21 protein-coding genes are annotated in these 20,192 nt (G+C 68.0%); 9 read left to right on the forward strand and 12 right to left on the reverse strand.

Annotated elements, in window-relative coordinates; translation table 11 throughout:
- The first annotated feature begins 52 nt into the window (after positions 1-52).
- Together FHR96_RS02480 and FHR96_RS02485 are read left to right on the forward strand one after the other, a co-directional pair.
- Positions 53-832 carry an IclR family transcriptional regulator domain-containing protein gene (locus FHR96_RS02480; RefSeq protein WP_183386047.1) on the forward strand — a complete coding sequence of 260 codons (780 nt, stop codon included), beginning with the start codon at positions 53-55 and terminating at the stop codon, positions 830-832.
- Between the two features lie 101 nt (positions 833-933).
- Complete coding sequence (locus FHR96_RS02485) at positions 934-1,887, forward strand: AEC family transporter (protein WP_183386048.1); 954 nt, start codon at positions 934-936, stop codon at positions 1,885-1,887.
- Positions 1,888-1,900: 13 nt separating this feature from the next.
- On the opposite strand, the gene aroQ is transcribed toward FHR96_RS02485, so the two are convergent.
- The 6 genes from aroQ to FHR96_RS02515 form a co-directional block, all read right to left on the reverse strand.
- Positions 1,901-2,335 carry a type II 3-dehydroquinate dehydratase gene (gene aroQ / locus FHR96_RS02490; protein WP_183386049.1) on the reverse strand — a complete coding sequence of 145 codons (435 nt, stop codon included), beginning with the start codon at positions 2,333-2,335 and terminating at the stop codon, positions 1,901-1,903.
- Between the two features lie 31 nt (positions 2,336-2,366).
- Entirely contained in the window at positions 2,367-5,345 is a 2,979-nt protein-coding gene (glnE, locus tag FHR96_RS02495) for a bifunctional [glutamate--ammonia ligase]-adenylyl-L-tyrosine phosphorylase/[glutamate--ammonia-ligase] adenylyltransferase (RefSeq protein WP_183386050.1), read from the reverse strand.
- Between the two features lie 65 nt (positions 5,346-5,410).
- Positions 5,411-5,782 carry a diacylglycerol kinase gene (locus tag FHR96_RS02500; protein WP_183386051.1) on the reverse strand — a complete coding sequence of 124 codons (372 nt, stop codon included), beginning with the start codon at positions 5,780-5,782 and terminating at the stop codon, positions 5,411-5,413.
- A gap of 64 nt (positions 5,783-5,846) precedes the next feature.
- Positions 5,847-7,148, reverse strand: coding sequence for an amidohydrolase (locus tag FHR96_RS02505; RefSeq protein ID WP_183386052.1), 1,302 nt, complete (start codon positions 7,146-7,148; stop codon positions 5,847-5,849).
- Positions 7,149-7,184: 36 nt separating this feature from the next.
- The gene (locus tag FHR96_RS02510) at positions 7,185-8,633 is read right to left on the reverse strand and encodes a sodium:solute symporter family protein (RefSeq protein ID WP_183386053.1); all 1,449 of its coding nucleotides are present in this window, start codon (positions 8,631-8,633) and stop codon (positions 7,185-7,187) included.
- Positions 8,626-8,838, reverse strand: a complete 213-nt coding sequence (locus FHR96_RS02515; RefSeq protein ID WP_183386054.1) for a DUF3311 domain-containing protein — start codon at positions 8,836-8,838, stop codon at positions 8,626-8,628. Before FHR96_RS02515 ends, FHR96_RS02510 begins: the two co-directional genes overlap by 8 nt.
- A 135-nt stretch (positions 8,839-8,973) precedes the next feature.
- On the opposite strand from FHR96_RS02515, the gene FHR96_RS02520 reads away from it, so the two are divergent.
- On the forward strand, positions 8,974-9,855 hold the full coding sequence (locus FHR96_RS02520) for a LysR family transcriptional regulator (RefSeq protein ID WP_183386055.1): 882 nt from the start codon (positions 8,974-8,976) through the stop codon (positions 9,853-9,855).
- On the opposite strand, the gene dacB is transcribed toward FHR96_RS02520, so the two are convergent.
- From dacB to FHR96_RS02535, 3 genes are all read right to left on the reverse strand, one after another.
- Positions 9,849-11,297: a D-alanyl-D-alanine carboxypeptidase/D-alanyl-D-alanine endopeptidase gene (gene dacB, locus FHR96_RS02525; protein WP_183386056.1), complete on the reverse strand. Its 1,449-nt coding sequence runs from the start codon at positions 11,295-11,297 to the stop codon at positions 9,849-9,851. The two genes, FHR96_RS02520 and dacB, sit on opposite strands and share 7 nt — an antisense overlap.
- Positions 11,298-11,383: 86 nt before the next feature.
- Positions 11,384-11,716, reverse strand: coding sequence for a DMT family transporter (locus FHR96_RS02530; RefSeq protein ID WP_183386103.1), 333 nt, complete (start codon positions 11,714-11,716; stop codon positions 11,384-11,386).
- Positions 11,713-12,129 (reverse strand): PACE efflux transporter, encoded by a 417-nt coding sequence (locus FHR96_RS02535; protein ID WP_183386057.1) that lies wholly within the window; start codon positions 12,127-12,129, stop codon positions 11,713-11,715. Before FHR96_RS02535 ends, FHR96_RS02530 begins: the two co-directional genes overlap by 4 nt.
- A 119-nt stretch (positions 12,130-12,248) precedes the next feature.
- Between FHR96_RS02535 and FHR96_RS02540 the strand changes: the two genes are divergently transcribed.
- The gene (locus FHR96_RS02540) at positions 12,249-13,142 is read left to right on the forward strand and encodes a LysR family transcriptional regulator (protein WP_183386058.1); all 894 of its coding nucleotides are present in this window, start codon (positions 12,249-12,251) and stop codon (positions 13,140-13,142) included.
- A gap of 52 nt (positions 13,143-13,194) precedes the next feature.
- Here the strand turns inward: FHR96_RS02540 and trmB are convergent, their stop codons facing one another.
- Positions 13,195-13,884: a tRNA (guanine(46)-N(7))-methyltransferase TrmB gene (trmB, locus tag FHR96_RS02545; RefSeq protein WP_183386059.1), complete on the reverse strand. Its 690-nt coding sequence runs from the start codon at positions 13,882-13,884 to the stop codon at positions 13,195-13,197.
- A 201-nt stretch (positions 13,885-14,085) separates the two neighbouring features.
- On the opposite strand from trmB, the gene FHR96_RS02550 reads away from it, so the two are divergent.
- The 4 genes from FHR96_RS02550 (at position 14,086) to FHR96_RS02565 (ending at position 17,451) form a co-directional block, all read left to right on the forward strand.
- Positions 14,086-15,978, forward strand: a complete 1,893-nt coding sequence (locus FHR96_RS02550) for a beta-ketoacyl synthase (protein WP_183386104.1) — start codon at positions 14,086-14,088, stop codon at positions 15,976-15,978.
- The gene (gene coaD / locus FHR96_RS02555) at positions 15,978-16,457 is read left to right on the forward strand and encodes a pantetheine-phosphate adenylyltransferase (protein ID WP_183386060.1); all 480 of its coding nucleotides are present in this window, start codon (positions 15,978-15,980) and stop codon (positions 16,455-16,457) included. Before FHR96_RS02550 ends, coaD begins: the two co-directional genes overlap by 1 nt.
- Before the next feature lie 58 nt (positions 16,458-16,515).
- Positions 16,516-16,764 (forward strand): YfhL family 4Fe-4S dicluster ferredoxin, encoded by a 249-nt coding sequence (locus FHR96_RS02560; RefSeq protein ID WP_183386061.1) that lies wholly within the window; start codon positions 16,516-16,518, stop codon positions 16,762-16,764.
- A gap of 171 nt (positions 16,765-16,935) precedes the next feature.
- Positions 16,936-17,451: a GNAT family N-acetyltransferase gene (locus tag FHR96_RS02565; RefSeq protein ID WP_246392730.1), complete on the forward strand. Its 516-nt coding sequence runs from the start codon at positions 16,936-16,938 to the stop codon at positions 17,449-17,451.
- On the opposite strand, the gene FHR96_RS02570 is transcribed toward FHR96_RS02565, so the two are convergent.
- Both FHR96_RS02570 and FHR96_RS02575 read right to left on the reverse strand, forming a co-directional pair.
- A complete protein-coding gene (locus FHR96_RS02570; RefSeq protein ID WP_183386063.1) occupies positions 17,433-17,753 on the reverse strand; it encodes a DUF6916 family protein in 321 nt (106 codons plus the stop codon). The genes FHR96_RS02565 and FHR96_RS02570 overlap by 19 nt on opposite strands.
- Before the next feature lie 77 nt (positions 17,754-17,830).
- Positions 17,831-18,376, reverse strand: a complete 546-nt coding sequence (locus tag FHR96_RS02575) for a phage tail protein (RefSeq protein WP_183386064.1) — start codon at positions 18,374-18,376, stop codon at positions 17,831-17,833.
- A 356-nt stretch (positions 18,377-18,732) separates the two neighbouring features.
- Between FHR96_RS02575 and FHR96_RS02580 the strand changes: the two genes are divergently transcribed.
- A partial coding sequence (locus FHR96_RS02580; RefSeq protein WP_183386065.1) for a DUF4347 domain-containing protein occupies positions 18,733-20,192 on the forward strand: 1,460 nt, incomplete at its 3' end.

The following is a 20,192-nucleotide window of genomic DNA, read 5'->3' on the forward strand; positions in this document are numbered from 1 at the left end:
GATCCCTGATGACCTATCAACTCGATACAGACCAACTGCGATGACGCGTGCCATGCAAGACGAGACCCTGACCCCTGACGATCGTGACTTCGTCACCGCCCTGGCCAGCGGGCTGGAGGTGATCCAGGCCTTCGACGACAGTTCGCCGCGCATGACGCTGAGCGAGGTCGCCACCAAGACGGGGATGAACCGGGCACGCGCCCGCCGCTTCCTGCTGACGCTGCATGCCCTGGGCTACGTGCGCAAGCAGCAGCGCCACTTCGAGCTCGCCCCCAAGGTCCTTCAGCTCGGCTATGCCTTCCTGTCGGCCAACAACTATCGATCGGTGATCCAGCAGTACCTGGAAGACATCACCGCCGAGATCGGCGAATCCTCGTCGCTGGGGGTGCTGGACGGCGACGATGTCATGTACGTGGCCCGCTCCTCCGCCAAGCATAGACTGATGGCGATCACCCTGTCGGTCGGCACGCGCCTGCCGGCGGCCTACACCTCGATGGGGCGGGTGCTGCTGGCCCAGCTCTCCGACGAGGCCCTGGAGGCCTACCTGGAGCGAGTGACGCTCGAGGCCCACACCGATCGCTCGATCACCGACGTGGCGCAGCTGCGCAACTGCATCGACCAGGTACGCCAGCAGGGCTACAGCATCGTCGACCAGGAACTGGACCCGGGACTGCGCTCCCTGGCGGTCCCGGCCTTCGACGCCAACGGCAAGCTGCTGGGCGCCATCAACGTCAGCACCAATGCCGCGCGGATCGACTTCGACACCCTGACCCAATCGTTCCTGCCGCTGCTGCAGGACAAGGTGCAGCTGATTCGTGCCCATGTCAGTTGACCCCCGCGCCTGATTGACGCCCGCCGCCAACGTCATGCCAGCGGTTCATAATCACACGGCCTTCCACACGAGACGGGAGTGCTACGGCAAGGAGGCCACGTTTGCTCGACATCCTCGCCATCACCACTCCGATCTTCGCGATCATCGGGCTGGGCTATCTGGCTCGGGCCGGCCGCCTCATCGGCCATGAGGCGATTCAGGGAATCGGCACCTTCGTCATGTACTTCGCTCTGCCGGCACTGGTCATTCGCGCGCTGACCCAGAACCCCCTCAAGGAGGTTTTCGATCCCCGCTATCTGCTGGCCTACGGCGCCGGCTCGCTGGCGGTGTTCGCCCTCGGCCTGGCGCTCACGCTGGGGCTGGAACGCAAGTCGCTGGCCACCGCTGCTATCCAGACCCTGGGCATGTCGGCCTCCAACAGCGGCTTCATCGGCTACCCGGTAACCGCCATGGTGCTCGGGCCGCCCGCGGCGATGTTCCTGGCCCTGAACATGCTGATCGAGAACCTGCTGATCATTCCCCTGGCGCTGATTCTCGCCGAGCTGGGCCAACAGGCCGGCAACGGCCTTCGCGAGACACTGCGCCAGACGGGATTGCGCCTGGCACGCAACCCGGTGTTGATCGGACTCGTGATCGGCATACTGCTAGCCGCAACAGGAGGCCCTCTGCCAGCCCCCCTGGCCAAGGTCATCGACATGCTGGCCGGCGCCGCCGGACCCGCCGCTCTGTTCGTGATCGGAGGGTCGCTGTACGGCCTGAAGCCCAGGGGCATGGTGCGAGACATGGGGCAAATCGCCGTCGGCAAGCTGATTCTGCATCCGCTGGCGGTATTAGGGGTCTTCCTGCTGCTGCCGGACGTCGATCCCCTCCTGATCACCGCCGCTCTGCTGTTCGCCTGTGCGCCAATGATCAGCGTCTATCCACTGTTCGGGCAACGCTTCGGGCTGGGCGATGTCAGCGCCGCGGCCCTGATGGTCAGCACCCTGGCCTCTTTTCTCACCATCAGCCTGACGCTGTGGCTGATCCGTCACGGCGGGCTCTTCGTCACGCCCTGACGACGTCGATGCCTCAGACGCCGGCCATCACTGCCTCCAGGGCCAGGCCATAGCCGCGGCTGCCGAGCCCCGCGATCACGCCGTCGGCACGCAATGAGACGTAGGAATGGTGACGAAAGGCCTCGCGCCGGTGGACGTTGGAGAGATGCACCTCGATCACCTTGCCGTCGAAGGCGTTGAGGGCATCGAGGATAGCCACCGAGGTGTGGGTATAGGCAGCGGGGTTGATGATGATGGCAGCCGTGCCGTCGAGCCGGGCGGCGTGGATGGCATCGATCAGCTCCCCCTCGTGGTTGCTCTGCCGGCAGTCGATTTCCCAGCCCGCGCCCAGGGCCTGCTCGCGCAGGGCCAAGTCGATGTCGGCGAGGGTCTCGCGACCGTAGATCTCCGGCTGGCGAGTCCCCAGCAGGTTGAGATTGGGGCCGTGCAGCACAAGTGCCTTGTTCATTTCATGATGTCCTTCATCAGTGTGGCAGGCGTCACGTCGCCGGCTCGAGCAGTCGTTGCCAGGCATCGATGACCGCCCGGCGGTGTTCCGCGAAGTCGTCGTTGCGGCCACGGCCCGGCTCGCGGGTCAGGGCTGCGCGGTGGGCCGCGGTGCGGCAGGCCAGGTAGGCCTCGCGCAGCCGCTGGCAGTCCTCGGCGGGCAGCCGGCCGCTGCTCTCCAGGGTCTCGAGGATGCGCATGTTGTCGCTGTAGGTCAGCAGCGCCGGCGTCTCGTGGGACATCGCCAGCACCGTGTACTGGCACAGGAACTCGATATCGACCATGCCGCCCGGGTCCTGCTTGAGGTCGAAGTCGTCCCCCCCGCCGCTGCCGGCCAGGTGCTCGCGCATCTTGTGGCGCATCGCCACCACCTCCTCGCGCAGCGTGGCGGTGTCGCGCGCCCGACCGAGGATCTCGCCACGCACGGCATCGAAGCCCTCGGCCAGCTCGGCATGCCCGGCCACCACCCGGGCCCGTACCAGCGCCTGGTGCTCCCAGGTCCAGGCCTCGCGGCGCTGGTAGTCGGCGAAGGCATCGAGGCTCGACACCAGCAGGCCGGCGTTGCCGGACGGCCGCAGGCGCATGTCGACCTCATACAGGCTACCCGCCGGGGTCACCGCGGTGAGCAGGTGAATGATGCGCTGGCCGAGCCGGGTGAAGAACACCGCGTTGTCCAGCGGCCGCTGGCCGTCGGTGCTGCCCTGGGTCGCGCCGTCGTGGAGGAACACCAGGTCAAGGTCCGAGCCATAGCCGAGCTCGATGCCGCCGAGCTTGCCGTAGCCGACGATCAGGAACTCGGCGGCCTGGCCGCAGCGCTCGCCGTCGCGGCGCAGGGGAAAGCCGTGCTTGCGGGTCAGATGCTTCCAGGCCATGCCCAGCACCGTCTCCAGCACCACCTCGGCGATGTAGGTCAGGTAATCGCTGACCTTCATCAGGTGGCGGGTGCCGGCGATGTCGGAGGCCGCCACGTGCAGCACCTGGGCATGCTTGAAGACTCGCAGCGCCTCCAGCTCGGCCTCCTCGTCGCCCTCGGGGATGCGCCCCAGGGCCTGGCGCAGCTCGTCGGCCAGCCGCGTCTTGTCGGCGGGCGTGTAGAGGGTGTCCGGCGTCAGCAGCTCGTCGAGCAGGATGGGGTGACGCGCCAGCTGCTCGGCGATCCAGGGACTGGCACTGCACAGCCGCATCAGGTGCTCCAGCGCCTCGGGGTTCTCACGCAGCAGCGCCAGATAGGCGGTGCGCCGCAGCACCGACTCGACCAGCGGCAGCACCCGCTCCAGGGCCACGTCAGGGGCGTCGCTGGCCGCCGCGGCATCCAGCAGTAGCGGCATCAGCGCCTCCAACCGCTCGTAGCCGATGCGCTGCATGGTCTGCACCTGCCGCGAGTCGCGCAGCGCGCGCAGCCGGCGGTAGGCGGCGGCCGGGTCGGCGAAGCCCGCCTCCTCGAGGCGCACCAGGGCCTCTTCCTCGCCCTGGACGTCGCGCCACAGCGCTCGCCACTCCTCCAGCTCGACGCCGCCCGCCTCGGCGGCGGCCTCATCCTCGACCTCCTCCTCGGGGTCGGCGATCACCGCATCGAAGTGGCGGCGCACCCGGGCGCGTACCTCGTCGAGCTTCGCCATCAGCGCCGGCCAGTCCTCCATGTCGAGCGCCAGCGCCAGGCGTTCGCGATCGACCTCTTCGGCCGGCAGGGTCTGGGTCTGGCGGTCCTCCAGGGCCTGGAGGGCGTGCTCGATGTCGCGCAGGAAGACGTAGTCGGGGGTGAGTTCCTCGACCACCTCTTCGGGCAGCAGGCCGAGCTCTGGCAGGCGCTCCAGGGCGGTCTTCAGCGAGGTGACCTGCAACTCGGTGTCGCGGCCGCCGCGGATCAGCTGGAAGGCCTGGACCACGAACTCCACCTCGCGGATGCCGCCGGGGCCGAGCTTGATGTTGCCCTGCATCCCCCGGCGGCGCACCTCGCGGTTGATCATCGCCTTGAGCTCGCGCAGCGACTCGATGGCGCCGAAGTCCAGGTACTTGCGATAGACGAAGGGCCGCACGCTGGCCAGCAGCTCGGCGCCGGCCCCCAGATCGCCGGCCACCGGGCGCGCCTTGAGCATGGCGTAGCGCTCCCACTCGCGGCCCTGGTCCTGGTAGTAGCTGGCCAGCGAGGCAAAGCTGCCGACCAGCGGGCCGCCGTCACCCAGCGGACGCAGGCGCATGTCGACGCGGAAGGCGAAGCCGTCGGCGGTCACCGCATCCAGGGCGGTGATCAGTTTCTGACCGAGCTTGGTGAAATATTCCTGGTGTTCGAGCGCCTTGCGGCCGCCCTGCGTCTCGCCCTTCTCGGGGAAGGCAAAGATCAGGTCGATGTCCGAGGAGAGGTTCAGCTCGCCGGCGCCCAGCTTGCCCATGCCGAGCACCACCAGGCGCTGCTCGCTGCCGTCGGCGCGCGGCGACGGGCGCCCCCAGCGCGCTTCGAGATGTCGCTCGAGCCAGGCCAGGGCCTGCTCGAGGCAGGCCTCGGCGAGCCGAGTCACGGCAGCGGCGGTGGCCCACATGTCGATGCCCGGCGGGCGGGTCAGGTCGCGCCACACGATGCCCAGCATGCGCGCGCGGCGGAAGCGTCGGATGGCGGCATGCATGGCCGCCTCGTCCTCGGCGCCCTCCAGGCGCTCGGCGAGGGTCTCGTGCCACGCCGCTCCGTCGGGTGCGGCGTCCAGCTCGCCGGCGGCATCGAGATGCGGCAGCCAGTCGGGGTGGCGAATCAGCGTCTCGGCGGCGAAGTCCGAGATCGCCAGTACCCGGGCCAACTGCTCGCGGCGATGCGGCGCCAGCGCCGCCCAGGTCTCGCCCGGCCCTTCCTGGTCCTGCAGCGAGGCCAGGTTGTCGGCCTGCTCGAGGGCGGTGCCGAGGCGCTCCCAGGCATGGCGCAGCGGCGCCGCCAGCGGCTCGGGAATGGCATCCAGCGGCAGGAAGTCATCGGGCAGGGCCATGGGCATCTCGCATCCGTTTGATCGATGCCCTTCAGCATACCCAAGCCGAGGCGGCTCACACTAGCTCAGCCCAGGAAGCGATCCCAGCCGATCAGCCCCCAGGTCAGCGCGACGGTCATCAGCGACAGCATCACCGCCGCCGAGCCGATGTCCTTGGCGCGCCCGGACAGCTTGTGGCGCTCGGGGCCGATGCGGTCGACCACGCTCTCGATGGCGCTGTTGAGCAGCTCGACGATCAGCACCAGCAGGCAGCTGCCCATCAGCAGGATCCACTCCACCGGCTCGCGGCCGACCCACACGGCCAGCGGCAGCAGGATCACGCAGATACCGAGTTCCTGGCGAAAGGCCGCTTCGTGTCGATAGGCCGCACTGAGCCCCTTGAGGGAGTAGCGGGTGGAATGCACCAGGTGGCGCCAGCCGGTGTGTCCGGGTTTCATCTGCAGCATCCGTCAGCGATTGGCTTCGAAGCCGCGATGGTAGCAGAGCCGAACGTCGCGCGTGTTACCCAAGCCAGGCCAGGGCGGCGCTGGCCAGCGTCGCCATGCCGGTCTTCAGCGTCGCCGCCTGCCCCGGCGCATAGTAGGGCGAATGCGGCATCTCCAGATGGCGCATCTTCTCGGCGACGCCGTTGCCCGGGGTGTCTTGCCAGCGCGCCTCGGGCGTCGCGCCGATGAACCAGTACACGCAGGGAATGTCCTCGCCGCCGAAGCCGCCGGCCTCGGCATTGCCGAAATAGGGAAAATCCTCGCTGCCGTTGAGACGCGGCATGGCGAACAGCCGTTCCTCGCCGAACTGGGCGGCGTGGGCGCGACGCACCCGCTCGACGCTCGCTTCGTCGTTGTGCAGGGCGAGGGTCTCGGTGAGCACCCGAAATTCCGGCTCCCGGGGCGAACGACCGGCCTGGCACTCGGCGCGGATGATGCGTTCGATGGCCTCGAGCACCTGGCGATGCAGGGCATTGTCGAAGCCGCGCACGTTGATCTCGAGCTCGGCCGAGTGGGGAATGATGTTGCCCTGGGTGCCGGCGTGCAGCTTGCCGACCGTGACCACCACCGTCTCCTCGGGCGGCACCTCCCGGGCGACGATGGTCTGCAGGCGGGTCACCACGTGGGCGGCGATCACCACGGGGTCGACGGTCTGGGCCGGCATCGAGCCGTGGCCGCCATCGCCGTGGATGGTCACGCCCAGGGTGGTGGCGGCGGCCATGGCGCTGCCGGGGATGTGTCCCACCGTGCCCTCCCGGGCCGGCATGTTGTGCTGGCCGAGCACGATGTCCGGGCGGGCGAAGCGCTCGTAGAGGCCGTCGTCCAGCATCGCCTGGGCGCCGCCAAACACCTCCTCGGCGGGCTGGGCGACCAGCATCAGGGTTCCTCGCCACTGCTCGCGGAGCCCGGCCAGCACCGCGCCGGCGCCCACCAGGCAGCTGCTGTGCAGGTCGTGGCCGCAGGCATGCATCACCGGCACCCGCTTACCCTCGGCGGTCTCGGCGGTCTCGCGGCTGGCGAAGTCGAGGCCGGTCTGCTCCTCGATGGGCAGGGCATCCATGTCGCCGCGCAGCATCACCGTGGGGCCCGCGCCGTTGCGCAGCAGGGCCACCACGCCGGTACCGCCGACGCCGCGGGTCACCTCATAGCCCAGGGCCTCCAACGCCTCGGCGACCTTGGCGCCGGTGCGATGCTCCTGGAAGGGCAGTTCCGGGTGGCAATGCAGGTCCCTGTAGAGGCCCTGCACCCGCTCCAGGGCCTGTTCGACCCGTGTCTCGATGGATGTCTTCATGCCCGCCTTCTCTGCTTGATGGCTCATGGATCACTCCTTCTGGATAGAAACGTCTCGTTCGAATCAGGCCTCGGCCCGACCGGGCACTTGCCTGGCCAGCAGCGCCTGGCACACGCCCAGCACCATCAGGTTGGCGAGCACGCCCCAGACGCCGGCATGCCAGCCCAGCGGCGAGCCGATACCGAAATCGAGCAGCAGGAAGGCCAGGCTGCCGGCGATGGCGCCGGCCATGACGCTGACGCGCCGCAGCGACGGGAAGAACAGCGCGCCCAGCACCATCGGGAAGAGCTGCACGATCACGCCGTAGGCGGTGAGCAGGATCATCACCAGCGAGGCCGGGTTGAGCAGGGCGATGCCATAGGCCGCCAGCGACAGGCCCAGCACGCTCCAGCGGGTCGCCGACACCGAGGCTCGCTCGCTGGCTCCCCGCATCAGGGTGGTGCCGAGCACGTCGCGGACCAGCACCACGGCCGCGGTGTGGGCCAGGTTGGCGCCGGTGGACATGGCCGCCGCCAGGGCCCCGGAAAGCATCAGCCCGACCACCCAGGGCGAGAAGTCGGCAACGTCCATGACCAGGCGCAGCAGCACCGTATCGGGGCGCGCCAGCGGCGCGTCGGCGAAGACCAGCACGCCGGCGAAGCCGATCAGCAGCAGCGGCACCAGCAGGTAGGCATAGAGCGGATAGAAGACGCTGACCTGGCGCAGGCTGCGCCCGCTGTCGGCGGAGTAGAACTTCATGAACAGGTGCGGCCACATGGCACCGCCGAAGGCGCTGATCAGGATGGCGGTGCTGAAGTAGCCCCAGCCCATGCCGTTGGCGCCGGGCAGGATCAGGTGCTCGGGCGCCTCGGCCTGGAGGCGGGCGAACATCTCGCCGACGCCGTCGAACAGCCGCTCGGGAATCGCCAGGCCGAGGAACCAGGCGATGGCGATCATCATGATGCCCTGCACCAGGTTGGTCCAGCCGATGCCACTCAGGCCACTGCAGAACACGTAGGCGGCCACCACCAGGAAGGCCAGCAGGGCACCCAGCCAGAAGGGCACCAGGCCGTCGGTGGCGGCCGAGAACAGCAGGCCGGCGCCAGCGATCTGGATGGTCAGGTAAGGCACCAGGGCCACCACCCCGATCACGCCGGCGAGCACCCCCAGGCCCTTGCTCTGGTAGTGGTCGGCGATCATGTCGCCCTGGGTGAGATAGCCCCGGGCGCGCCCCAGCGCGGCGACCCGCGGCCCCAGCACCCAGATGGTGATCGGCACCAGCGACAGGTAGGCGAGGATGTAGAAGGCCGGCGCGCCATGCTGATAGGCCCAGCCGGGCGTGCCGAGGAAGGCGAAGGCCGAGAAGATCTCGGCGCCGAGGATGAAGAACAGGATCACCACCCCGACATGACGGCCGCCGGCGACATAGCCTTCCAGGCTCGAGCCGCCCTGGCCGCGGGCACGCAGGCCCACCCACAGCACTACCAGCAAGTAGGCCAGGGTGACGCCGGTCACGATCACGGAATCACTCATCGCGATGCCCTCCGTGCCGCACGCCGAAGGCCACCCACATGCCGATGAACAGCACCAGCATCCACAGGATGTACCAGGCAAACAGGAACGGCAGGCCGAACAAGGTCGGCTCTATGCGGTTGGCGATCAGCGCGCCGGGCCAGATCATCGCCAGGGTGCACAGGGCGAAGTGCAGCCCGACCAGCGTGTGGTAGGTCTTGCTCATGGGAGTCGTCCAGCTCGCCGGTGGCGAGTCTTGTTATGGGTTGTCACTGGACTATGGCGCAGAACAGCCGATACAAAAAATATCTATAATAGATGCCACCCATACCTTTTCGGCATCTCAAGCAAGGCATCATCCATGGAGTTTCGACAGCTGCACTACTTCCTCGCCGTGGTCGAGGAAGGCTCGGTGTCCGCGGCGAGCCGCCGGGTACATGTCGCCCAGCCGGCGCTGACGCGCCAGATCCGGCTGCTGGAGGAAGATCTCGAGACGCGGCTCTTCGAGCGTCACGCCCGGGGAATGCGGCTGACGGTGGCGGGCCGAGCCCTCCAGGAGGAGGCCCGGGAGCTGCTCGACCGGCGTGCGCGACTCAGGACGCGCCTCTGGAGCCTCGGGCAGGGCGTGATCGGTCGGGTCAGCCTGGGAGTGACGGTGACGCACCTGTGGGTGCCGGAGGTCGCCGGCCTGCTGGCGGGCTATCGCGACCGCTACCCGCAGGTGGCCTTCGAGGTCTTTCCGCTGCTGTCGGGCCCCCAGCTCGAGCGCCTGCAGGACGGCAGCCTCGACGCCGGCATCCTCTACCTCGACGACGACACCCAGCCCGGCCTGGAGGCGCGGCTGCTGCAGCGGGATCACCTGATCCTGGCGGTGCCGGAGCGCTCGCCCTGGGCGGCCGAGCCGCCGACAAGGCTCCAGGACGTGGCGAATGCGGACTTCATCTGGGGCTTCCGCGAGGCCTCTCCACACTACTACGACCGCATGCAGGCCCACTTCCGGCACCTCGATTTCCAGCCCCGGGTGGTGCAGTACGGCGCCGACAACATCGCCCTGCTCGGCATGGTGGCCGCCGGCCTGGGCATCGCCATCCTGCCCGCCGCCAGCAGCAGCCACCCGATGCCCGGCGTGCGTTTCCTGCGCCTCCCCGAGCTCGATGCCTGCGAGATGAGCCTGTGGTTTGCCTGGCGGCCGGACAACGACTCGCCGGCCCTGCACAACCTGGTCGCGCTGGCGACTCAGTGAGCCCGGATCATGGTCGCCAGGTCCTCGGACAGCCGGTCCAGGACCATCGACCAGTTGAGGTAGGGCGTCGAGCCGGTGCCGTTGACCAGCACGCTGAACACGCCCCAGCGCCCGGAAAGGGTACGGAAATAGCCGGCCGCCGCGCGCACCGACACCGGCTGGTTGAGGGTGCCGGTCTTGAGCATCACATGGTCCTGGAAGATCGCCGGACCGCGACGGATGAAGCGCATCACGCCGTTGCTCGGCGACTGCAGTGCCGCGACGAAGCTCGGGAACAGCGAGGGCTGGCGGAACATGTGCTCCAGCAGCACGTTCACCCCGGCGGCGCTGGTGCGGTTCTCCGGCGTCAGGCCGCTGCCGCTGTCCAGGCGCAGCGGGCCGTGCCCCGGCAGGCGCCCGGCGAACGCCTCGATGGCATCGCCGCCCTGGGTCAGCGAGGGCCGTGCCCCCGTCGCCAGATCCAGGGTGAGCGTGTCGGCCATGAAGTTGTTGGAGTAGTTGAGGGTGCGCAGCAGCAGCTCCTGCAGCGGCTTGCCGTCCACCGCGGCGAGACGATGGGCCCCGGCCGGCGGCTCCAGGGTGGTGGTGACGTGCCCGCCCGCCACCGGGATACCGGCCTGCTCGAGCATCGCCATCAGGGTGCGGCCCGTCTGATCGGCGGGATCGGAGCTGGTGCGGTAGAGCTGACGCGGGTAGGCGTTGGTAGAGATCTGGCCGTCGACGCGCATCACATCGCCCTGGCCGTCGGTCACCCGCAGCGCCGAAAGTTGGGTACCGCTGTCGGCGGGCTTGGTCTCGATGCGATTGTCGATGCGCACCAGCTCTCTCTGGCCATCGCAGGGCGTGACCACCGCCGGCGCACCGGCGGTGCGCGCCGGCGCCACGGTCACGCACCAGTTGCCGTAGTTGACCGCTGCCGAGGACAGCAGCGCACTGTAGGCGTTGTCGACCCGGCGCTGGCCCTCGCAGCGGTCGACGGTCAGGCAGCTCACCGGCCCGAAGCGCCACTGGCTGACCACCAGACGCCCGGTGACCTCGCGTACCCCGGCCTGATGGAGGCGCTGTACCAGCCGCCACAGGTCCTCGGTGGTCAACGCCGGATCGCCGCCGCCGTCGAGAATCAGGTCGCCGTGCAGCACGCCCGCGGCATCGGGCTCGGTGGCGCCGACCAGCCGCGTGGTAAAGCGATGCTGGGGGCCGAAGCGGTCGAGCGCCGCCGCCGCCAGATAGATCTTGGAAACCGATGCCGGCGTCAACTGCTGTCCCGGAGACAGGCTACCCAGCGTCTCGCCCGGCTCACCGTTGCCCAGCAGGCGCGCCTCGGCCCCTATGCGGAAGCCGTCGTCGGCCAGTTCCTCGAGGTGCGGGAAGCCCTTCGCCAGTGCGGTCAGGGGCAACAGGAGCAGCAGGGAGAGGCAGAGCGACAGGCGGCGAAACAGCATGAGGGTCATCCGTGGCAGGGGCGATGAAAGAAGACGGCAACGCCGCAGTCTACCCCCGCCCCCGGCGCGATTCGACCGCCTTGGCCTCAGTGGGCGGCAACCCGGGAGAACACCTGGATGATCACCACCCCGCCGATGATCATCGCCAAACCCAGCACGGCAGGCACATCAAGACGCTCACCATAGACCAGGATGCCGATCAGGGTGACCAGCACGATGCCTAGCCCCGCCCAGACGGCATAGGCAATGCCCACCGGCAAGGTGCGCAGCGCCAGTGTCAGCAGGTAGAAGGCCAGGGTATAGCCGACCACCACCACCAGGCTCGGCCATAGCCGCGTGAATTCCTGGGATGCCTTGAGCGAACTCGTCGCGATCACCTCGGCGATGATCGCCAGTGCCAGGTACAGGTATGCCATCAGGCGCCCTCCCGCGCCAGATAGCGGCGCATCACCAGATCGAACAGCGTATTGAAGACCATGGCATAGGCCAGGAAGAACAGCATGAAGCCGAGGTCCAGCCAGAAGGCCTCCATCAGGCCAATGTCCATCCACCAGGCCACCGCCGGCAGGGTCATCACCAGCAGTCCCAGCTCGAAGCCGAAGGCCTGGGCAAAGCGTTGCACCAGGCTGCGCCGGCGCGTCGGCACCAGCGCATCGAAAGCGCGGTTCCAGACCAGGTTCCAGAGCATGGCGGCCGTGGCCAGCCCCACCGCCAGCACACCGATCTCGCCCATGTCATGGCCGGTCAGCCAGCTGGCAAGCGGGGTGACCATCACCAGCCCGCCGGCTTCGAAAAGCAGAGTATGCGTCAGTCGTTCCTTCCAGGAGCGCATCGTGACCTCCCGTGATCCTGTCGTCGCGAAGCCGTCGAGGCCTCGACCTGAGCGCCTATTCTCGCCATGATGGCGATGGATACGAGTTAGATTCCATCTAGAAATCCGATAGGTCACCCATGCGCTGGACCCTCGACCAGTTGGAAGTGCTCATCGCCTGCGCCGAGCGCGGCTCCTTCTCCGCCGCGGCCCGCCACCTGGGCCGGGCCCAGTCGGCGGTGAGCACCGCCATCGCCCACCTCGAAGCCGATCTCGACTGCACCCTGTTCGATCGGGCCGGCCGGCTGCCGCGCCTGACCGAGGCCGGTGAGGCCCTGCTCCACGAGGCCCGGGCGGTCCTTCAGCAGTGCCAGCGCCTGGACTCCCGGGCCCGCGCCATCGCCCAGGGAGAGGAGGCTCGGCTGGTGCTGGCCATCGACGAGGCGCTGGTCGAGATGCCCCCGGTGGACGAGACGCTCGAGGCCCTGGCTCAGCACTATCCCGCCCTGCAGCTGACGCTGCTGTACGGCGCCCAGGGCGATATCGCCCGCTGGGTAGAGGATCGCACGGCCGACCTGGGCATCCTGCTCGGCCGGCTCGGACGCGGCCCGCTGCTGGAAGGGGTGCCGATCGCCCACCTGCGCCAGTCGCTGGTGGTCGGGCGCGATCATCCCCTGGCGGAGCGCGGCTCCCCCACGCCCGGCGACCTGGCCGTCCATCGCCAGCTGCTGATCGCTTCGCGCTCCGAGGGTGATGCCGCGGCACCGCTCAGCGCGCAGTGCTGGCGCCTCAACAGCTTCTACTCCATGGCCGAACTGGTCACCCGCGGCCTCGGCTGGGCCCTGGTGCCCGAGCACATCGCCCAGTATCCACCGTTTCGCGAGCATCTGGTGGCCATCTCCGGCGAATCGCTGGGCCTGCTCCCGGTCATCGAGGTGGAGACGGTATCCCGCCGCGATGCGGCCCAGGGGCCGATCACCCGCTGGCTGCGCGGCACCCTGGGGGAGCGCTTCCGCGACCGCCGCCGACGCTAGAGGCTCCCCCCGTCTCGTGACTGCGCTAGCGCCTGGCGCGCACCGCACCCCCTCAAGCGACGGGAAACAGCTCGGGGCGATGCGGCAGCTCGGCCGCCAGGCGCCACAGCGGTTGGCCACTGAGGTGGTACTTGCGCTCGAAGTGGGTCAGGAAATCCCCCGCGGGGTCGTGCGCCTCCACCGGCGCGGCGACGCCGGTCGCCTGCTCGAGCGCCAGCGAGAACTCCTCGACGTAGAGCCGCCAGTTGGAGCGCAGCTCCAGCCGGCCGCCCAGCGCCAGAATGGCCGGAAACACCGGGTGGCCGTGCCAGCGCATCTTGAGGTGCGCGGCCTTGGGGTAAGGGTTGGGATAGAGCAGATAGTGGCGCACCGGCCGCCAGCCCGTTGCCAGCGCCAGGCGCCAGAAATCCACCAGGTCGGCGCGCACCAGCAGGGCATTGTCGGGCAGCTCGCCGTGATCCCGCGACAGCCGGTCGGCGCTGCGATCGACGCCGATCACCGCACAGTCGGGATAGGCCTCGGCCAATCGGCGCGTCGACAGTCCCACGCCGCAGCCGGCATCGAGGATCAGCGGCATGTCGGCCCGCGTCGTTCGCCAGGCCTCGGCCGCGGCGAAGGCCTCGCGGGTGTGCTCGGCCAGCGGCTTGCGCAGCGGATGGGTCAGGGCCCGCTCGACCCGACGCGCCAGGTCCTGATGGGGACCGGGCTGGTTGGAAGTGATGATGCGAGAACGCTCGGACATGACGGTGACGGGTCGACGACGTGAGAAAGGCGCGCATTCTACCAGCCATCGCCCGTCTCGCGCGCCTGCCGCCTCCCCCACCCCCGCATGACGGCGCACCGGGCCGGGTGCTATGATCCTTGGCCAAAAGGACAATAGCAGCCCATATATCAACCGCACTACGAGGAACCCGGCTTGTCACATTTACCGGTGATCGTGGGCATGGGCGGCGTGAACCCCGCCGGCCGAGCCTCGGGCCATCAGGCGTTTCGCCGCACCGTGCTCGACGCCCTTCCCGACGACGTTCAGGCCCAGACCCTGCTCGGCCTGGCGGCCATGATGCGCCTGGCCAGCGCCCAGGCAGACGATGCCTGGCACGACGCCGATGGCCAGCCCCTCGATGCTGCGGCCATCGTCGAGCAGACCCGCCAGCGCGTGCTCGACCACACCCTGATCCGGCGCATCGAGGATCCTCGCTTCAACGCCGAGGGGCTGCCGGCCAATCGCCGTGCCAGCCTGGCCCTCGAGAGCCCGATGACGTTCCGTGTGCGCCGCCGCCAGCTGCCCGAGAGCCTGCCGCCCACCTGGCAGGTGCGCGAGCTCGACCGCCGCACCCTCGAGGTCTCGGTGCCGGCCGGCGAGATGGACGTGATGCTGCCCGAGACCCGTCCGGCCCAGGTGCGCGCCGCCGGCCAGCTGCCCTCGGGCTTCGAGCCCAGCCAGCTCTACCGCAGCGTCCACCATCCCCGCGGCCTGTCCATGGCGATCTTCGCGGCCAGCGACTGCCTCGGCGACAGCGGCCTGGAGTGGGATACGCTGCGCGACCGCCTGGACCCCGACCAGGTCGCCGTCTACGCCGGCAACTCCATCGGCCAGCTCGACGACGAGGGCTGGGGCGGGCTGCTCAAGAGCTTCGTCTCCGGCAAGCGCGCCACCTCCAAGCAGATGCCGCTGGGCTACGGCCAGATGCCCGCCGACTTCCTCAACGCCTACGTGCTGGGCAGCGTGGGCGGCACCGGGGCCGCGCTGGGCGCCTGTGCCAGCTTTCTCTACAACCTGCGCCTGGGGGTCGACGACATTCGTGCCGGCCGCCGCCGGGTGGTGATGGTCGGCACCGCAGACGCCCCCATCACCCCGGAGATCATCGAAGGCTTCCGCACCATGGGCGCCCTGGCCGACGACGAGAGCCTCAAGGCCCTGGACGCCCTGGAGTTGCTCACCGACCTGGACTACCAGCGCGCCTGCCGCCCCTTCGCCCGCAACTGCGGCTTCACCATGGGCGAGTCCAGCCAGTTCGTGATGCTGATGGATGACGCCCTGGCGCTGGAAGTCGGCGCCGAAGTGCTGGGCAGCGTGCCGGACGTCTACGTCAACGCCGACGGCTGGAAGCGCTCGATCTCGGCGCCGGGCATCGGCAACTACATCACCCTCGGCAAGGCCGCCTCGCTGGTCCGCGAGATGCTCGGCGAGACCGCCCTGCGCCAGCGCACCTTCCTGCACGCCCACGGCACCAGCACGCCGAAGAACCGCATCACCGAATCCCACGTCTTCGACCTGGTCGCCCGCGCCCATGGCATCGAGGACTGGCCGGTGGTGGCGGTCAAGGCCTTCGTCGGGCACTCCCAGGGCAGCGCCGCCGGCGACCAGTTGACCAGCGCCCTGGGCAGCTTCGCCCACGGCCTGCTGCCGGGCATTCCCACCCTGGACGCCACGCTGCCCGACGACGTGCACGGGGAGCGGCTGCGGCTGTTCCGCGAGCCGCAGCGCTTCAACGCCGACGCCGCCTTCATCAATGCCAAGGGCTTCGGCGGCAACAACGCCACCGGCGTGGTACTGTCGCCCGCGGTGACCGAGCGGCTGATGGCCGCCCGCCACGGCGAAGCGGCGATGAACGACTGGCGCCACCGCCGCGAGGATACCCGCCGGGCCGCCGCCGCCTATCTCCACGACGCCGATCACGGCCACTTCCAGCCCCGCTACCGCTTCGGCGAAGGCGTGCTGGAAGGCCCGGAACTGGACGTCGGCGCCGACAGCATCCGGATTCCCGGCTACGCCAAGCCGGTGTCGCTGGCCGTGAACAACCCCTTCGGCAAGCTCGACGACGGAGAAGCCTGATGAACGTCGCCGTCTACCCCGGCACCTTCGACCCCATCACCAACGGCCACTTCGACCTGATCGAGCGGGCCGCGCGGCTGTTCGACAAGGTAGTGGTGGCCATCGCCACCAGCCCCGGCAAGGGGCCGGCGCTGGACCTGGACACGCGGATCGCCCTGGCCCGCACGGTCGTGGCCGGCCTGGACAACGTCGAGGTGACCGGCTTCTCCGGCCTGATGACCGAATTCATGAAGCAGCAGCGGGCCCGCGTGCTGCTGCGCGGGCTGCGCGCGGTCTCGGACTTCGAGTACGAGCTGCAGCTGGCCAACATGAACCGCGCCCAGATGCCCGAGCTCGAGACCGTCTTCCTGACGCCCGAGGTGGAGAACTCCTACATCTCCTCCAGCCTGGTGCGCGAGATCGCCCGGCTCGGCGGCGACGTCTCGAAGCACGTGCACCCCGAGGTCGCCGAAGCGCTCAAGAGTCATTACAATACCTGACTAGAGCACTCGGGCATTCTGCCCGAGCTCGCCGGCCACGATTTCCGTGAGGTACCCCATGGCCCTGATGATCACCGACGAGTGCATCAACTGCGACGTCTGCGAACCCGAATGCCCCAACGGCGCCATCTCGCCGGGGGAAGAGATCTACGTCATCGATCCCGGCCTGTGCACCGAGTGCGTCGGCCACTACGACGAACCGCAATGCCAGCAGGTCTGTCCGGTGGACTGCATCCCGCTCGACCCCGAGCGCAAGGAAAGCCGGGATGAGCTGATGGAGAAGTACCAGCGCATCACCGCCGCCTGAGCATGCTCACGCCTGGCGGCGACGATGGCCGGCCTCGGACGGCGGCATCGGCCCTTTGCCAGGCCCATGGTCGCGAACAGGCAAAGGGGCGCGCGAGATTCGCCATGACAACAATATCGCCTCAGCAACGATCGCTGCAGCAGTGATCGCTTCGGCAACAAGGGAATGACAATGGCTGACGTTGGTGGACACCTGAACGCCGGGCTGCATCTGCGGCCGTCACGGGATTCGGACAAGGGCTTTCTCGAATCCCTCTACCGCGACGTCCGACAGGACCTGCAGCTCCTCGCCGCCGACCGGGACTTCATCGAAGCCGTGCTCGAGATGCAGGTCAACGCCCAGTCGATCGGCTACGGCAGCGCCTACCCCAATGCGCTCTACTATATCGTCGAGAAGCAGGGCGAGCGTATCGGCCGCGTGACCGTCGACTTCGGCGCCGACGTGATCCACGTCATCGACCTCGCGCTGATCCGTGCCGCCCGCAACCGCGGATACGGCGCGGTGGTGCTCCAGGCCGTGCAGTCGGCGGCAACGCAGGTCATGACGCCCGTCTCACTCTCGGTGGACCCGCTCAACACCGGCGCCAAGCTGTTCTACCAGCGCCTCGGGTTTCGCTTCGAGGCCCTGACCGGCGCGGTCGAGCGCTGGACCTGGCATCCGCACCCGCCTCAGTTGAAGACCAGCTGATACCAGGGGCGCGCCATCTCTCCGCCGGGCGGCATGACGCGACAGATATAGACGCTCTCCAGCACCACGCCCTCGGCGATATGCAGGTTGGCGACGGCTTCATGGAATGCGGCTTCCCCTTCCCTGCCGGTCAATAGCACATCGAAGGGGGTGCGCGCCTCTTCATGGCCGGGCACTTGGCACTCCGGCCGGCGCTTCACCTGCTCGACGTCGAGCCTGACCGACAGCTCCGGCGTCAAATCCAGCACGCAGTCCTGGCCCAGCAACGGCTCGAAGTCCGCCGCCGTAACGGTATTCAGCATGATGATCTCCGGGCGGCCGGGCCCGAATGGGCCCGGCCGCCGAGTGGTGAGCGTGATAGGCGTAACGAACCGAACCGCTACGAGCGGGACGGGTAAATGCCCTGCAGGGCAATGCTGAAATTCAGCGCGAGATAGGGATTCATCGTCGAGAACGGCTGGCTGCCCCCGGCATTCGAGGTCTGCCCGCTGTTAAGCCTGGCCGTGCTCGACGGCGTACCGCGGAAGTAGTTGCGCACCGAATCATCGAAATTGACCCTACCGCTGGCCAGGTGGTCCCCTTCGACGGGAGTATCCTGGTTGCCCGCATCCGGGGTGGCCTCGACGGCGGAGGCATGATTGTGCATCGGCATCTCGCTGGCCAGGAGGGTATGCGTCTCCCGGCCGGCCTTCTCACCGAAGCTGACGAAGCCGAGGCCGCTGCCATGGCCCTGCCCACGTGGCGCCCGCCCCTGCAGGTCGGGCAGCGCGAAGGTCGACTGGCCGTCGCCACCGAAGCTGGTACCCAGCAGCGAGAACAGGGCCTGATTCTGCATGATGGGCATCAGATTGCCGTTGCACAGCGCCCAACCCACCGGCGCCCAGTTAAACCCGAGAATCCTGATTTCTCCAATGAAAGGTTCCATTCGACAGCCCCCTAAGGTGTTAATTCATTGTTGTAAAACGCGCTTCCTTCTCTGCGCCTGTGGGGTTATCGCACAGGCATCATGAAAAAAATAGTCCTCTGCGACGTCTCCATGAGCAGTGCTTCCATATGTAGCAGGCTTATATATTTTATTTTACTTAACTAACAATGCTTTGTAAGAAAACCACGAAAAACCGGCACAAAAAAAACAAACGTTTATATCTTGCCGGCAAAAAGCGGCTCAATACCGGGCATTGAAAACCTCATGATTGCTAACCATACTCTTCAGTGGCGTCTGCAGTAGAAAAATAATACAGCGAATAACCTACAAACAGCGTAGCAGGGAAGCCAAAAGCCATGAGTTCCATCACCGGCCGGAACCGCCATGCGGCCTCCGGCGATTCCGTCGTCGCAGATCGGCACCTCCAGGCGGAAACTACCAATCGCCAGGAAATCCTCTTCATCGATAGCCGGGTCCCCGACTACCAGTCCCTCGTCGACGGTGCGGCGCCTGGCATCGAGGTCGTGCTGCTGGATGCCCAGCGCGACGGCATCGAGCAGATCACCGAGGCGCTGGACGGTCGCCACGACATCGACGCGATCCACCTGGTGTCCCATGGCAGCGCGGGGCAGATCGAGCTCGGCAGCGGGACCATCGATGCCACGACCCTCCAGGACCGGGCCGAGTCGCTGGGCCGCTGGGGCGATGCGCTGGCGCCGGGAGGCGACATCCGGGTCTATGGCTGCGATGTGGCGGCCGATCCCCGGGGCGAGGCCTTCGTGTCGAGCCTCGCCGAGGCCACCGGGGCCGACGTGGCGGCATCCGACGATGCGACCGGCGCCGCGGCCCTGGGCGGGGACTGGGAGCTCGAGCGGCATAGCGGTGCGGTGGAAAGCGAGACCTTTCTCTCCCTCGAGCAGCAGCAGGAATGGGCCGGGCTGCTGGCCGCTCTCGGCGGTTACGATCACGAGTTCGACTGGGACACTGATAGAGATGAGAGCGGTCTGACGATCAGCGAAACGGTCGCCGGCGTCACCCTGACAATCTCTGCCACGAACAACACCGATATGGGGTTTGAATACGTTGGCGGTCCATCCGACCTGGAAGGCTACGCCGCCTTTGCCCAGACGGACTACTCGAACCCGGGCACCGTCTATACCTTTACCTTCGATCAGGCCATCGATATGGGCGAGATCGAGCTATTGACGACCAATATTGAAACGACCGCGACCTTTAGTGCCGCAGGCCATGCCGATATAGCGAACGTGCCCATCGTACAACTCGCCGACGCCGGCGTGGTCGACCTCAGCAGCTTCACGAATATCACCTCCTTTACCATGACGCCGGCGATCGCCACTCAGTTCTATTTCGACCAGATTTCCTTCAACATCCCCATCACCAATACCGCTCCCACCATCACCAGCAACGGCGGTGGCGCCACGGCGGCGACGAACGCGGCGGAGAACCAGACGGCGGTGACCACCGTCGCCGCCGACGATCCCGATGGCGATGCCCTCACCTATAGCCTCAGCGGCGGCGCCGACGCGGGCCTGTTCACTATCGATGCCACCACCGGCGAGCTGGCCTTCGCCAGCGCCCCGGACTTCGAGAGTCCGACCGACAGCAACAGCGACGGCATCTATGACGTCCAGGTCAGCGTCTCCGACGGCAGCGCCAGCGACACCCAGGACATCGCCGTCACCGTCAGCGACGTCAACGATGCGCCGACCATCACCAGCAACGGCGGTGGCGCCACGGCCGCGACGAGCGTGGCGGAGAACCAGACGGCGGTGACTACCGTCGCCGCCGGCGATCC

Source organism: Halomonas organivorans (assembly GCF_014192055.1).
Lineage (GTDB): Bacteria > Pseudomonadota > Gammaproteobacteria > Pseudomonadales > Halomonadaceae > Halomonas > Halomonas organivorans.

What these genes read in the sequence shown, in the direction of transcription:
- FHR96_RS02570 (WP_183386063.1), bottom strand. Translation starts at nt 17,753, where the DNA reads ATGCTGAATACCGTTACGGCGGCGGACTTCGAGCCGTTGCTGGGCCAG.
- FHR96_RS02560 (WP_183386061.1), top strand. Translation starts at nt 16,516, where the DNA reads ATGGCCCTGATGATCACCGACGAGTGCATCAACTGCGACGTCTGCGAA.
- dacB (WP_183386056.1), bottom strand. Translation starts at nt 11,297, where the DNA reads ATGCTGTTTCGCCGCCTGTCGCTCTGCCTCTCCCTGCTGCTCCTGTTG.
- FHR96_RS02565 (WP_246392730.1), top strand. Translation starts at nt 16,936, where the DNA reads ATGGCTGACGTTGGTGGACACCTGAACGCCGGGCTGCATCTGCGGCCG.
- FHR96_RS02480 (WP_183386047.1), top strand. Translation starts at nt 53, where the DNA reads ATGCAAGACGAGACCCTGACCCCTGACGATCGTGACTTCGTCACCGCC.
- FHR96_RS02500 (WP_183386051.1), bottom strand. Translation starts at nt 5,782, where the DNA reads ATGAAACCCGGACACACCGGCTGGCGCCACCTGGTGCATTCCACCCGC.
- trmB (WP_183386059.1), bottom strand. Translation starts at nt 13,884, where the DNA reads ATGTCCGAGCGTTCTCGCATCATCACTTCCAACCAGCCCGGTCCCCAT.
- aroQ (WP_183386049.1), bottom strand. Translation starts at nt 2,335, where the DNA reads ATGAACAAGGCACTTGTGCTGCACGGCCCCAATCTCAACCTGCTGGGG.
- FHR96_RS02515 (WP_183386054.1), bottom strand. Translation starts at nt 8,838, where the DNA reads ATGAGCAAGACCTACCACACGCTGGTCGGGCTGCACTTCGCCCTGTGC.
- FHR96_RS02520 (WP_183386055.1), top strand. Translation starts at nt 8,974, where the DNA reads ATGGAGTTTCGACAGCTGCACTACTTCCTCGCCGTGGTCGAGGAAGGC.
- FHR96_RS02575 (WP_183386064.1), bottom strand. Translation starts at nt 18,376, where the DNA reads ATGGAACCTTTCATTGGAGAAATCAGGATTCTCGGGTTTAACTGGGCG.
- FHR96_RS02510 (WP_183386053.1), bottom strand. Translation starts at nt 8,633, where the DNA reads ATGAGTGATTCCGTGATCGTGACCGGCGTCACCCTGGCCTACTTGCTG.
- FHR96_RS02550 (WP_183386104.1), top strand. Translation starts at nt 14,086, where the DNA reads ATGGGCGGCGTGAACCCCGCCGGCCGAGCCTCGGGCCATCAGGCGTTT.
- FHR96_RS02535 (WP_183386057.1), bottom strand. Translation starts at nt 12,129, where the DNA reads ATGCGCTCCTGGAAGGAACGACTGACGCATACTCTGCTTTTCGAAGCC.
- FHR96_RS02540 (WP_183386058.1), top strand. Translation starts at nt 12,249, where the DNA reads ATGCGCTGGACCCTCGACCAGTTGGAAGTGCTCATCGCCTGCGCCGAG.
- FHR96_RS02505 (WP_183386052.1), bottom strand. Translation starts at nt 7,148, where the DNA reads ATGAGCCATCAAGCAGAGAAGGCGGGCATGAAGACATCCATCGAGACA.
- coaD (WP_183386060.1), top strand. Translation starts at nt 15,978, where the DNA reads ATGAACGTCGCCGTCTACCCCGGCACCTTCGACCCCATCACCAACGGC.
- glnE (WP_183386050.1), bottom strand. Translation starts at nt 5,345, where the DNA reads ATGGCCCTGCCCGATGACTTCCTGCCGCTGGATGCCATTCCCGAGCCG.